At 60.2% G+C, this 12,715-nt stretch carries 11 protein-coding genes, 2 tRNA genes and 1 rRNA gene; 8 read left to right on the forward strand and 6 right to left on the reverse strand.

The genetic code is table 11. The features are described from left to right. Positions 1–232 precede the first annotated feature (232 nt). The 4 genes from OCX61_RS24905 to tyrS form a co-directional block, all read right to left on the reverse strand. Positions 233–308: transfer RNA gene (locus tag OCX61_RS24905), tRNA-Ala, on the reverse strand. 24 nt (positions 309–332) lie between these two features. Further along, positions 333–409 (reverse strand) — tRNA-Ile (locus OCX61_RS24910). An 85-nt stretch (positions 410–494) separates the two neighbouring features. After that, positions 495–2,031: ribosomal RNA gene (locus OCX61_RS24915) — 16S ribosomal RNA — on the reverse strand. A gap of 572 nt (positions 2,032–2,603) precedes the next feature. Next, the gene (gene tyrS, locus OCX61_RS24920; protein WP_261941778.1) at positions 2,604–3,803 is read right to left on the reverse strand and encodes a tyrosine--tRNA ligase; all 1,200 of its coding nucleotides are present in this window, start codon (positions 3,801–3,803) and stop codon (positions 2,604–2,606) included. A gap of 215 nt (positions 3,804–4,018) precedes the next feature. On the opposite strand from tyrS, the gene OCX61_RS24925 reads away from it, so the two are divergent. Both OCX61_RS24925 and OCX61_RS24930 read left to right on the forward strand, forming a co-directional pair. Next, complete coding sequence (locus tag OCX61_RS24925; RefSeq protein WP_261941779.1) at positions 4,019–5,437, forward strand: peptidoglycan DD-metalloendopeptidase family protein; 1,419 nt, start codon at positions 4,019–4,021, stop codon at positions 5,435–5,437. 3 nt (positions 5,438–5,440) lie between these two features. After that, positions 5,441–6,532 (forward strand): anhydro-N-acetylmuramic acid kinase, encoded by a 1,092-nt coding sequence (locus tag OCX61_RS24930; protein WP_261941780.1) that lies wholly within the window; start codon positions 5,441–5,443, stop codon positions 6,530–6,532. A gap of 57 nt (positions 6,533–6,589) precedes the next feature. On the opposite strand, the gene erpA is transcribed toward OCX61_RS24930, so the two are convergent. Further along, on the reverse strand, positions 6,590–6,940 hold the full coding sequence (gene erpA, locus OCX61_RS24935) for an iron-sulfur cluster insertion protein ErpA (RefSeq protein WP_015268740.1): 351 nt from the start codon (positions 6,938–6,940) through the stop codon (positions 6,590–6,592). 146 nt (positions 6,941–7,086) lie between these two features. Next, positions 7,087–8,121, reverse strand: a complete 1,035-nt coding sequence (gene argC, locus OCX61_RS24940) for an N-acetyl-gamma-glutamyl-phosphate reductase (protein ID WP_261941781.1) — start codon at positions 8,119–8,121, stop codon at positions 7,087–7,089. A 142-nt stretch (positions 8,122–8,263) separates the two neighbouring features. Here argC and hemJ point away from each other — a divergent pair, with 142 nt between their 5' ends. The 6 genes from hemJ (at position 8,264) to OCX61_RS24970 (ending at position 12,684) form a co-directional block, all read left to right on the forward strand. Then, positions 8,264–8,689 (forward strand): protoporphyrinogen oxidase HemJ, encoded by a 426-nt coding sequence (gene hemJ, locus OCX61_RS24945; protein ID WP_261941782.1) that lies wholly within the window; start codon positions 8,264–8,266, stop codon positions 8,687–8,689. Positions 8,690–8,712: 23 nt separating this feature from the next. Further along, positions 8,713–9,705 carry an NAD(P)H-dependent flavin oxidoreductase gene (locus tag OCX61_RS24950; RefSeq protein ID WP_261941783.1) on the forward strand — a complete coding sequence of 331 codons (993 nt, stop codon included), beginning with the start codon at positions 8,713–8,715 and terminating at the stop codon, positions 9,703–9,705. Positions 9,706–9,734: 29 nt separating this feature from the next. Then, positions 9,735–10,517, forward strand: coding sequence for an SDR family NAD(P)-dependent oxidoreductase (locus OCX61_RS24955; protein ID WP_261941784.1), 783 nt, complete (start codon positions 9,735–9,737; stop codon positions 10,515–10,517). Between the two features lie 62 nt (positions 10,518–10,579). Next, positions 10,580–10,918, forward strand: coding sequence for a histidine triad nucleotide-binding protein (locus OCX61_RS24960; RefSeq protein ID WP_261941785.1), 339 nt, complete (start codon positions 10,580–10,582; stop codon positions 10,916–10,918). A 66-nt stretch (positions 10,919–10,984) separates the two neighbouring features. Then, a complete protein-coding gene (gene coq7 / locus OCX61_RS24965; protein WP_261941786.1) occupies positions 10,985–11,632 on the forward strand; it encodes a 2-polyprenyl-3-methyl-6-methoxy-1,4-benzoquinone monooxygenase in 648 nt (215 codons plus the stop codon). Between the two features lie 11 nt (positions 11,633–11,643). Beyond that, positions 11,644–12,684, forward strand: coding sequence for a DUF2157 domain-containing protein (locus tag OCX61_RS24970; protein WP_261941787.1), 1,041 nt, complete (start codon positions 11,644–11,646; stop codon positions 12,682–12,684). Positions 12,685–12,715: the final 31 nt, after the last annotated feature.

The raw sequence follows: 12,715 nt of genomic DNA on the forward strand, positions 1-12,715 counted from the left end.
CAATCTGGTTATACTGTGAAGACGACATTCGCCGAAAATTCGCATGTTGCTCATTGCTGAGCAGAACTCACAAATTTTACCTTAGCCTGATCCACCAGCAGTGAAACTGGTGTTCAGTCTATATCTATCACATATCCGAATTTTTAAAGAACGATCTGACAAAAGTCAGAAATCAACATTCGAACTGAATGTTCATTTCTAAGTTCTGAGCAGTGACTGCGTACCGCGAAAGTGGTGGAGCCAAGCGGGATCGAACCGCTGACCTCCTGCGTGCAAGGCAGGCGCTCTCCCAGCTGAGCTATGGCCCCGTATTCTACGGCTGAACCATGTAATGGTAGGTCTGGGCAGATTTGAACTGCCGACCTCACCCTTATCAGGGGTGCGCTCTAACCAACTGAGCTACAGACCTATAACAGGGTCGCGTTACAGCATCGTCTTTTACAATGAATCAAGCAATTCGTGTGGGAGCTCATCAGCAGGCTGATGTCGTCGATTAAGGAGGTGATCCAGCCGCAGGTTCCCCTACGGCTACCTTGTTACGACTTCACCCCAGTCATGAATCACACCGTGGTAACCGTCCTCCCGAAGGTTAGACTAGCTACTTCTGGTGCAACCCACTCCCATGGTGTGACGGGCGGTGTGTACAAGGCCCGGGAACGTATTCACCGCGACATTCTGATTCGCGATTACTAGCGATTCCGACTTCACGCAGTCGAGTTGCAGACTGCGATCCGGACTACGATCGGTTTTGTGAGATTAGCTCCACCTCGCGGCTTGGCAACCCTCTGTACCGACCATTGTAGCACGTGTGTAGCCCAGGCCGTAAGGGCCATGATGACTTGACGTCATCCCCACCTTCCTCCGGTTTGTCACCGGCAGTCTCCTTAGAGTGCCCACCATAACGTGCTGGTAACTAAGGACAAGGGTTGCGCTCGTTACGGGACTTAACCCAACATCTCACGACACGAGCTGACGACAGCCATGCAGCACCTGTGTCAGAGTTCCCGAAGGCACCAATCCATCTCTGGAAAGTTCTCTGCATGTCAAGGCCTGGTAAGGTTCTTCGCGTTGCTTCGAATTAAACCACATGCTCCACCGCTTGTGCGGGCCCCCGTCAATTCATTTGAGTTTTAACCTTGCGGCCGTACTCCCCAGGCGGTCAACTTAATGCGTTAGCTGCGCCACTAAAATCTCAAGGATTCCAACGGCTAGTTGACATCGTTTACGGCGTGGACTACCAGGGTATCTAATCCTGTTTGCTCCCCACGCTTTCGCACCTCAGTGTCAGTATCAGTCCAGGTGGTCGCCTTCGCCACTGGTGTTCCTTCCTATATCTACGCATTTCACCGCTACACAGGAAATTCCACCACCCTCTACCGTACTCTAGCTTGCCAGTTTTGGATGCAGTTCCCAGGTTGAGCCCGGGGCTTTCACATCCAACTTAACAAACCACCTACGCGCGCTTTACGCCCAGTAATTCCGATTAACGCTTGCACCCTCTGTATTACCGCGGCTGCTGGCACAGAGTTAGCCGGTGCTTATTCTGTCGGTAACGTCAAAACAGCAAGGTATTAGCTTACTGCCCTTCCTCCCAACTTAAAGTGCTTTACAATCCGAAGACCTTCTTCACACACGCGGCATGGCTGGATCAGGCTTTCGCCCATTGTCCAATATTCCCCACTGCTGCCTCCCGTAGGAGTCTGGACCGTGTCTCAGTTCCAGTGTGACTGATCATCCTCTCAGACCAGTTACGGATCGTCGCCTTGGTGAGCCATTACCCCACCAACTAGCTAATCCGACCTAGGCTCATCTGATAGCGCAAGGCCTGAAGGTCCCCTGCTTTCTCCCGTAGGACGTATGCGGTATTAGCGTTCCTTTCGAAACGTTGTCCCCCACTACCAGGCAGATTCCTAGGCATTACTCACCCGTCCGCCGCTGAATCAAGGAGCAAGCTCCCGTCATCCGCTCGACTTGCATGTGTTAGGCCTGCCGCCAGCGTTCAATCTGAGCCATGATCAAACTCTTCAGTTCAATACTGATTGGGTTTTTAAGAAACCCTAAACTTGGCTCAGCAATCTCAAATGACTATGTGATTTCTCGCATGGCCACTTGTGATGCTGATAATCTTTGTGACTATCAGTCCGTACTCACAAGCACCCACACGAATTGCTTGATTCGATTTGTTAAAGAGCGTTTGGTTAAGAGCTTTTCGTCTCAACCGAGGCGCGCATTCTACGCCTTCCTCATTTGCTGTCAAGCGTTTATTTTGAAGTTTTTTGCGAGAAACTCGTTTAGCTTCAAACACTTGACTCGCTGCGATCACTCGTAGCGGGAGGCGAATAATACAGCGTTTAAAACCGCTGTCAACCTTCATCTCAACCGCTATCGATCATTTGATCGAAGCCCTTTCAGCACCTTCCGAATCGCCTAACTCGTTGAATTTCAAGGAGTTTGTCGTTCCGTTGTCGCTGGAAGTGGGGCGCATTATAAGGGGATTCGGAAGGGCGTCAACCCTTAATTTCAAGAAACTTCAATATCGCTGAAAAGCAAAGCGGGGAGGCCTGTCGGCCTCCCCGCTTCTATATAGCTACACCATCTGGCGATCACTCAGCCTTCAGGGTAACCCGGCCAAACGACTTCTTGCCTGCCTGGCACACATGCGTCGCACCAAGGACAAAGATGAAGTCCTTGTCGACCACCGCACCATCGACCTTCACCGCACCACCACTGAGCAGGTCACGCGCCTGTGCCGAGTTCTTCACCAGGCCCGCGCGATTCAGCACGGCGGCGATTGGCAAATCTTCAGCAGCAGCCACTTCGATTTCCGGCAGATCTTCCGGCAGCTCACCTTCCTTCATACGGTTACCCGCAGCACGGTGAGCGTTAGCCGCCGCCTCTTCACCATGGAAGCGCGCAACGATCTCTTCAGCCAGCTTGATCTTGATGTCACGCGGGTTGGCGCCATTGGCAACGTCGGCCCGGAACTGATCGATCTCTTGCATCGAACGGAAGCTCAGCAGCTCGAAGTAACGCCACATCAGGGTATCCGGGATCGACACCAGCTTGCTGTACATCACGCCCGGCGCTTCCTGAATGCCGACATAGTTGCCCAGCGACTTGGACATCTTCTTCACGCCATCAAGCCCTTCGAGCAATGGCATGGTCACGATGTTCTGTGCTTCCTGACCATAAGCGCGCTGCAACTCGCGCCCCATCAGCAGGTTGAACTTCTGGTCGGTACCGCCCAGCTCCACATCAGCCTTCAGCGCCACGGAGTCATAACCCTGCACCAGCGGGTAGAGGAACTCGTGGATGGCGATCGGCTGGTTGGTGGTGTAGCGCTTGTCGAAGTCATCACGCTCGAGCATGCGCGCAACGGTGTACTGCGATGCCAGACGAATGAAGTCGGCCGGGGTCAGCCGGTCCATCCAGGTGGAGTTGAACGCAACCTCGGTCTTGGCCGGGTCGAGAATCTTGAACACCTGCTGCTTGTAGGTCTCGGCGTTTTCCAGCACCTGCTCGCGGGTCAGCGGCGGACGCGTGGCGCTCTTGCCGCTCGGATCACCGATCATGCCGGTGAAGTCACCGATCAGGAAGATGACCTGATGCCCCAGCTCCTGGAACTGGCGCAGCTTGTTGATCAGTACTGTGTGCCCCAAATGAAGGTCAGGTGCAGTCGGGTCGAAGCCTGCCTTGATACGCAGTGGCTGGCCGCGCTTGAGCTTCTCGACCAGTTCCGACTCGACCAACACCTCTTCCGCACCGCGCTTGATAAGCGCCAGCTGCTCTTCAACCGACTTCATAGACAGACCCGCAAGGCTCAGATTCAAAGGGAGCCAACCATACAAGATCGGCCATCAATTACAAGTTTCGAAATGAAATGTGACCCGACCGACGCGTCACGGCGTCTACGCGCCCTTGCGCGAAACTAGATTTGGTTATATTTTATACAGTTATTTCATCTTCATCATGTCATTCATCTTTTCCATATTCATTTTTCTTCAAAGTCACCTTACCTATGACCAACGAAACGCCTAAAGCGCCCCCGCTTTATCCGAAAAGCCATCTGTTGGCCGCCAGCGGCATCGCCGCCCTGCTCAGCCTGGCACTGCTGGTATTCCCCTCCAGCGAAGTCGAAGCCAAGAAGACCACCCTCAGCCTGGAGCTGGAAAGCCCGGCCGAACAGCTGAAGGACGAATCCAGCGCTGCCCCGCTGGTACAGACTCAAGGCGATCAGGGGTCTCCCTTCGCGCAGATCGACGAGGCTCAAACCAACACCGAGCAGGCCGCAAAAGAGGCGCCTGCCACCGAGAAAAAGCCTGAAGTCAAAGAACCTGGTCACCGCGAAGTGACCGTAGCCCGCGGCGATACACTGTCCACCTTGTTCGCCAAGGTCGGCCTGCCAACCAACGCAGTGCACGACCTGCTGGCCAGCAACAAGCAAGCCAAGCAGTTCAGCCAGCTCAAGCATGGCCAGGTGCTGCAGTTCGAACTCGACAAGGATGGCCAACTGGCCAGCCTGCACAGCAAGGTCAGCAACCTTGAAACCATCCGCCTGACCAAGACCGCCAAGGGTTACACCTTCGATCGCGAGATCAGCAAACCAGTGGTCCGTACCGCCTACGCTCACGGCGTCATCAAGAGTTCGCTGTCGGCTTCGGCCCAGCGCGCCGGCCTGTCCCACAGCATGACCATGGACATGGCCAAGGTCTTGGGTTACGACATTGATTTCGCCCAGGATATCCGTCCTGGCGACGAGTTCGACGTGGTCTACGAGCAGAAGGTGATGGATGGCAAGGTGGTTGGCACCGGCAGCATCCTGTCCGCGCGCTTCACCAACCGCGGCAAGACCTACACCGCCGTGCGCTACACCAACAAACAGGGCAACACCAGCTACTACACCGCCGACGGCAACAGCCTGCGCAAGGCGTTCATCCGTACCCCGGTCGACTTCGCCCGCATCAGCTCGCGCTTCTCCGCCGGCCGCAAACACCCCATCCTGAACAAGATCCGTGCGCACAAGGGCGTGGACTACGCCGCCCCGCGGGGCACCCCCATCAAGGCAGCGGGCGATGGCCGCATCGAGCTGGCTGGGCGCCGCGGCGGTTACGGCAACACCGTGATCATTGCCCACGGCAACAGCTACAAGACCCTTTACGGTCACATGCAGGGCTTTGCCAAGGGCATCAAGACCGGCAGCAACGTTAAACAGGGCCAGATCATCGGTTACATCGGCACCACTGGCCTGTCGACCGGCCCGCACCTGCACTACGAGTTCCAGGTCAACGGCGTGCACGTCGACCCGCTGAGCCAGAAGGTGCCGATGGCAGACCCGATCGCCAAGAATGAACGCCAGCGTTTCCTGCAGCAAAGCCAGCCACTGATCGCCCGCATGGACCAGGAAAAGGCCACCATGCTCGCGGCGAACAAGCGCTGACTCATGGCGCTTTACCTGGGGGTAATGTCCGGTACCAGCCTCGACGGCCTGGACATCGCCCTGATCGAACAAGGCGAGCAGCTGCAACTGCTCGCCACTCATTACCTGCCGATGCCGGACGACCTGCGTCAGGATCTGCTCAGCCTGTGCAGCAGCGGCCCAGACGAGATTGCCCGCGCCGCCCTGGCAGAAAACTGCTGGGCCAGCCTGGCAGCTGAAGGTGTACGGCAATTGCTCGGCCAGCAAGGGCTGCAGGCCGAGGCCATCCGAGCCATCGGCAGCCACGGCCAGACCATCCGTCATGAGCCGGCTCGCGGTTTCACCGTGCAGATCGGCAACCCGGCGCTGCTGGCCGAACTCACCGGTATCAGCGTGGTCGCCGACTTCCGTCGTCGCGATGTGGCGGCGGGCGGCCAGGGCGCACCACTGGTGCCGGCCTTCCATGAAGCCCTGTTCAGCCACCTTGGCCAGCGCCTGGCGATTCTCAATGTGGGTGGTTTCAGCAACCTGAGCCTGATCGAGCGCGACAAGCCCGTGCATGGCTTCGACTGCGGGCCAGGCAACGTGCTGATGGATGCCTGGATCGAGCGCAAGCGTGGCCAGGCCTATGATGCCAATGGCGCCTGGGCTGCCAGTGGCAACGTGCAAGACGATTTGCTGAGCAGCCTGCTGAGTGACCCGTTCTTCGCAGGCAGCGGCCCGAAAAGCACCGGCCGCGAGGTGTTCAACCTGCCCTGGCTGGATAGCCACTTGACGCGTCTGCCGGCCTACCGTGAAGCAGATGTCCAGGCCACGCTCCTGGAGCTGACCGCGCGCAGCATCATCGAATCGCTACTGAACGCCCAGCAAGGCACCGAGGCGCTGCTGGTATGCGGCGGCGGCGCTCGCAATGGGGCCCTGATGGCTCGCCTTGCCGAACTGTTGCCACAGACCCGGGTCACCAGCACCGGCGCACAGGGCGTGGACCCGGACTGGGTCGAGGCCATGGCCTTTGCCTGGCTCGCCCACTGCTGCCTCGAGGGCATTGCCGCCAATCGCCCAAGCGTGACTGCGGCCAAGGGCCCACGCGTGCTCGGCGCGATCTACCCAGCCTGATCCTAAGTCAGAATGCAAAACGCCGCGCAAGTGCGCGGCGTTTTCGTACAGCCTGGTTCAGATCGAGAACGAAGAACCGCAACCGCAGGTCGTCGCGGCATTCGGGTTCTTGATCACGAAACGCGAACCTTCCAGGCCTTCCTGGTAGTCCACTTCGGCACCGGCCAGGTACTGGAAGCTCATCGGGTCGACTACCAGCGAAACACCCTCACGTTCGACAATGGTGTCATCTTCGGCCACGTCTTCATCGAAGGTGAAACCATACTGGAAGCCCGAGCAGCCGCCACCGGTGACGAACACGCGCAGCTTCAGGCGGTCATTGCCTTCCTCGGAAACCAGGTTCTTCACCTTTTGCGCGGCGCCATGGGTGAATTCCAAAGCCGTAGGGGTGAAGGTTTCGACGCTCATGTTGATTCTCCCGGCGTTGTAGCCGCCATAAAACTCGATGACGCGCATTATCCGCTTCTCCGAGAAAATTGGTCAAGAATTGTGCGGCTTTAGTCGCGACAAACAAAAAGGCCCGCACAGTGCGGGCCCTTTCAAGCGACAAACACTTATGGCAGCAGGCCGGCGTGGGACAGGCCCATGCGCTCATCCAGGCCGAACAGGATGTTGAGGTTCTGCACCGCCTGGCCCGACGCGCCCTTGACCAGGTTGTCGATCACCGACAACACCACCACCAGGTCACCACCCTGCGGGCGATGAACGGCAATGCGGCAGACGTTGGCACCACGCACGCTACGGGTTTCCGGGTGGCTGCCGGCCGGCATCACGTCGACGAACGGCTCATCGGCGTAGCGCTTCTCGAACAGCGCCTGCAGGTCGACCGACGTATCCGCGACGGTCGCGTACAGGGTGGCGTGGATACCGCGGATCATTGGCGTCAGGTGCGGCACGAAGGTCAGGCCGATGTCCTTGCCGGCAGCCAGGCGCAGGCCCTGGCTGATTTCAGGCAAATGGCGGTGCCCCTTGACCGCGTAGGCCTTCATGCTTTCGCCTGCTTCACAGAACAGCGAACCGACCGCGGCGCCACGGCCCGCGCCACTGACGCCCGACTTGCAGTCGGCAATCAGCCGCGACGGGTCGGCCAGACCGGCTTCGAGCAACGGCAGGAAACCCAACTGGGTGGCAGTCGGATAGCAGCCTGGCACGGCAATCAAGCGCGCCTGGCGGATCTTTTCACGGTTGACTTCAGGCAGGCCGTAGACGGCGTCCTTGAGCAGCTCAGGAGCACCATGCGGCTGACCATACCACTTGCCCCATTCGGTCGCGTCCTGCAGGCGGAAGTCCGCCGACAGGTCGATGACCTTGGTCCCGGCGGCCAAAAGTTCGCCAGCCAGGGCGTGGGCGACACCGTGCGGGGTGGCGAAGAACACCACGTCGCAAGCGGCCAGGGTCTTGCTGTCCGGCACGCTGAAAGCCAGGCCGTCGTAGTGGCCGCGCAGGTTCGGATACATGTCGGCGACCGCCACGCCCGCCTCGGAGCGCGAAGTGATGACCGCCACTTCGGCCTGTGGATGCTGTGCCAGCAGACGCAACAGTTCGACGCCGGTGTAACCCGTGCCGCCGACGATACCGACCTTGATCATAACGCTTGCCCCTTCTCAACGAGCCGTCTGGAAAGCGCACGATGATAGGGGCGCAAAGCGCCTGTAACAACTCTTGGGGTGCCCCTTCGGGCGCTTGCGCTCTACTATCTGACGACCGTGATTACCTGAAGGAACTCCCTCCATGCTTTACCTATGGATCAAAGCGCTGCATATCGTCAGCGTGGTCTGCTGGTTCGCCGGCCTGTTCTACCTGCCCAGGCTGTTCGTCTACCACGCCCAGAGCCAGGACAGCATCAGCCAGGAACGCTTTGTCACCATGGAGCGCAAGCTGTACCGCGGGATCATGAACCCGGCAATGATCGCCACTTACGTGTTCGGCGCCTGGATGCTCTACCTCACCCCTGGCTGGCTGAGCCAAGGCTGGCTACATGCCAAGCTCACCCTGGTGATTCTGCTGACCGGCTACCATCACATCTGTGGTGCCCAGCGTAAACGCTTCGCCGCTGGCACCAACACCCGTAGTCACGTGTACTACCGCTGGTTCAACGAAGTACCGGTGCTGTTCCTGCTGGGCATCGTGATTCTCGTGGTGGTCAAACCGTTCTGACATACAACGATGGAGCCTCGCCCATGCCCCTGCCTGCTTCGCTCGAACAACGCTTGCGCCTGCCTGTGGTCGCAGCGCCGATGTTCCTGATTTCCAACCCTCAGTTGGTACTGGCCTGCTGCGGCAGCGGCGTGGTCGGCAGCTTTCCGGCACTGAACCAGCGTGACAGCGCCGGCTTCAAGGCCTGGCTGGAGGAAATCGAGGCAGGCCTGGCGCAGTTGCAGGCGCCAGCGCCCTATGCGGTAAACCTGATCGTGCACCCGACCAACCCACGCTTGCAGGCCGACCTGGCACTGTGCGTCGAGCATCGCGTGCCCATCGTCATCACCAGTCTTGGCGCCGTGAAGGAAGTGGTGGATGCGGTGCATGGCTACGGCGGCCTGGTGTTTCACGACGTAACCACCCGCCGGCACGCCGAAAAAGCCGCCGAGGCTGGCGTCGATGGCCTGATCGCCGTGGCAGCGGGCGCCGGCGGGCATGCTGGAACCTGGAGCCCGTTCGCCCTGGTGGCCGAAATTCGCCAGTTCTTCGACAAGACCTTGCTGCTGGCCGGCTGCATCAACCACGGCCACGAGGTTCTTGCCGCACAGTTGCTCGGTGCCGATCTGGCCTACATGGGTACACGCTTCATCGCCACCCAGGAAAGCCATGCCCAGAACGGTTACAAGCAGATGCTGCTCGATGCCCAGGCTGCCGACATCATCCACACGCCTGCCGTGTCCGGTATCCCGGCCAGCTTCCTGCGCCCCAGCCTGGAACAGGCCGGCTATGACATGGCGGCACTGAAGTCCGGGCACGAGCAAGGCAAGCTCAAGCCGATCGACGACGAAGCCAAGGCCTGGAAAACCGTCTGGTCCGCCGGCCAGGGCGTAGGCGAGATCCATGACCTGCCCGCAGCCGCCACACTGATCGAGCGCCTGCGCGGCGAGTACCGCGACGCCCTAGCGTTCCCAGGCATTGCGCGCCAAGACCGTGTAGCAAAAGGCAACAACTCGCCTGGCCAGGCTGTACACTAGGCGCCCTCTTCAGCCCCCAGGAGCCTTGCATGACCCGTTACGCCATGATCACCGGTGCTTCCAGCGGCCTGGGCCTGGCCCTGGCGGAAGCCCTGGCACGGCGCGGGCGTAACCTGATCCTGGTAGCACGCCATCGAGAAACGCTGGAGCCGGTCGCACTCGAACTGGCCCAGCGCTTCGGCGTCGAAGTGCTGCTGCGCGCCTGCGACCTCAGCCAGCCCCTGCGCCTGTCGGGTTTCGTACTGGAACTGGAAGAAGGCGAGCGACGTATCGACCTGCTGGTCAACTGCGCCGGCCAACGTACCTACGGCCCTTTCCTGGCCCACGAATGGGCCGACGAGCAGGACCTGCTGGAGGTCAATATCCTTGCCCTGAGCCGCCTGTGCCATGCCATTGGCAACCTGATGGCGGTGCAAGGCGGCGGGCAGATTCTCAACGTCGCCGGCCTGGCCGCCGTCGCGCCAGGCCCGGGCATGGCCACCTATGCCGCCAGCAAGGCCTATGTGATGAGCTTCAGCGAAGCGCTGCGCGAAGAGCTCAAGCCTACCGGCATCAAGGTATCGGTACTTTGCCCCGGCCCGGTACGCTCGTCGCGCCGGCGCATCCCCAGGCTTGAAGGCAACAGCCGTTGCCTGAGCCCTGAAGAAGTGGCGTTGTTCACCGTGCGCGCCCTGGCCAGGAATCGCGCAGTGATCATGCCAGTACGGCGCAATCGCTGGCTGGCCTTCGCTCCGCGCCTGCTGCCACGCTGGCTGGCGCGCAAGCTGGCCGGCTTCATCCACCGCCGCTACTGCCCGGTCGGCATGGAATAGCCTCTGGGCGAGTGGCGCCCGGCTGAGTACACTCGGCCGACACTCACCATGGAGCAAGTGCTGTGGAAGATTTATTCATCAAGATCATCAACCGGGAGATCCCGGCGAAGATCATTTACGAGGACGACCAGGTTCTGGCGTTCCACGACATCGCGCCGCAGGCGCCGGTGCATTTTCTGGTCATCCCGAAGAAGCACATCCGCACCCTCAACGACCTGACCGAAGAGGACAAGGGCCTGGCCGGTCACATCCTGTTCACCGCCCAGCGCCTGGCGAAAGAACTGGGCTGCGAGGAAGGCTTCCGGGTGGTCATGAACTGCAACGAGCAAGGCGGCCAGACCGTGTATCACATCCACATGCACGTGCTTGGCCAGCGCCAGATGAACTGGCCGCCGGGCTGACCCAAGGCAAGCCCCCTCCGGGCGATTGAGGTAAACTGTCGGGCATCACTTCAGCGGAGGTGCCCGATGGCCACCGAACGTCACTACTCGCCGCTCGACCGCTTGTTGCTGCAGGCCGATACCGCCATGCGCACCTTGCTGCCCTTCAGCGGCCAACCATCCCGCCCGTCGCCGGCGATCATCCAGCCGGATACCGAACTGGACGACAACCAGACCCGCCACATCGCCGGGCTCATGCGCATCAACCACACCGGCGAAGTCTGCGCGCAGGCGCTGTATCAGGGCCAGGCGTTGACCGCCAAGCTGCCGGAAGTACGCAAGGCCATGGAACAGGCAGCCGAAGAAGAAATCGACCATCTGGCCTGGTGCGAACAACGCATCCGCCAGCTGGGCAGCCACCCAAGCGTGCTCAACCCGCTGTTCTACGGCATGTCGTTCGGCATCGGCGCCCTCGCCGGCCTGGTCAGCGACAAGGTCAGCCTCGGTTTCGTCGCCGCCACCGAGCATCAGGTATGCAAGCACCTGGACGAACACCTGGAGCAGCTCCCCCAGCAGGACGAAAAGTCCCGCGCCATCCTTGAACAGATGCGCGTGGATGAAGAGCAGCATGCCGAGTCCGCACTCGAAGCTGGCGGCTATCGCTTCCCGTTGCCGGTGCGTTTCGGCATGAGCCTGCTGGCCAAGGTCATGACCAAGAGCACCTACCGCATCTGAAGGGCGCACCCATGACGGACCGTATCGACGCCAAGGACCTGGCGCGCGCCGTGCAAGCCGGCATTCTCCAGCCAGGCCAGGACCAGGCCCTGCTGGCGTTTCTGCGCCAGCAACCACCAGCCCGGGGCAGTTTCCAGCTTGCCCATGTCGCTTTCTACTTTGGCGCCCTGCTGATCATGGGGGCGATGGGCTGGCTGCTCACCGAAGCCTGGATGACCATTGGCGACGGGGCTTTGCTGGCCGTCGCCATCCTTTATATAGTTCTTCTCACTTCTTTCGCCCTGACCCTGCAGCGGCGCAAGCAAGCCGTTGCCGCCGGTGTGCTGGCCGCCGTCGCAGTCAGCATCGTGCCATTGGTCGTGTTTGCCATCGAACGCCTGACGGGCTGGTGGCCACTGGATGATGCGCAAGCGGACTTTCACCAGTACTACACCTACGTGCAGGGCGGGTGGTTGCTGATGGAGGCCGCCACCGTGGTTGCCGGGCTGCTGATGCTGCGCCTGATTCCCTACCCCTTCGTGGTGATGCCGATTGCCGTAGCGCTGTGGTTCATGTCGATGGACCTGAGCGAATGGGTGTATGGCTCGCCCTTTTCCTGGGAACAGCGGCGCACGGTGTCACTCTGGTTCGGGCTCGGCTTGCTGCTGGTGTTCCTGGTCGTCGACGGGCGTACCCGCGAGGACTATGCCCATTGGGGCTACCTGGCCGGCCTGGCGGCGTTCTGGGGCGGGCTGACGATGATGGAGAGCGACAGTGAACTGGGCAAGGCGCTGTACTGCCTGATCAACCTGGGGTTGATGGGCATGGCGGTGCTGTTGCGCCGCCCGGTGTTCATGGTCTTCGGGGCGCTGGGGGTAGCGGCTTATCTGGGCTACCTGTCTTACGAGGTGTTTGCCGAATCACTGCTGTTCCCCGTGGTGCTGACCTTGATCGGGTTGGGGGTGATCGGTTTGGGGCTGGGGTATCAGAAGCGGCGAGAGCAGTTGAGCCAGGCGGTCAGAAGCAGCTTGCCGGAATGGTTGCTCACTGCCCTTCCGGCCCTGCGCGACTGACTGAAGATTGCCGGGGCCGCCTTGCGGCCCC

Source organism: Pseudomonas sp. LRP2-20 (assembly GCF_024349685.1).
GTDB lineage: Bacteria > Pseudomonadota > Gammaproteobacteria > Pseudomonadales > Pseudomonadaceae > Aquipseudomonas.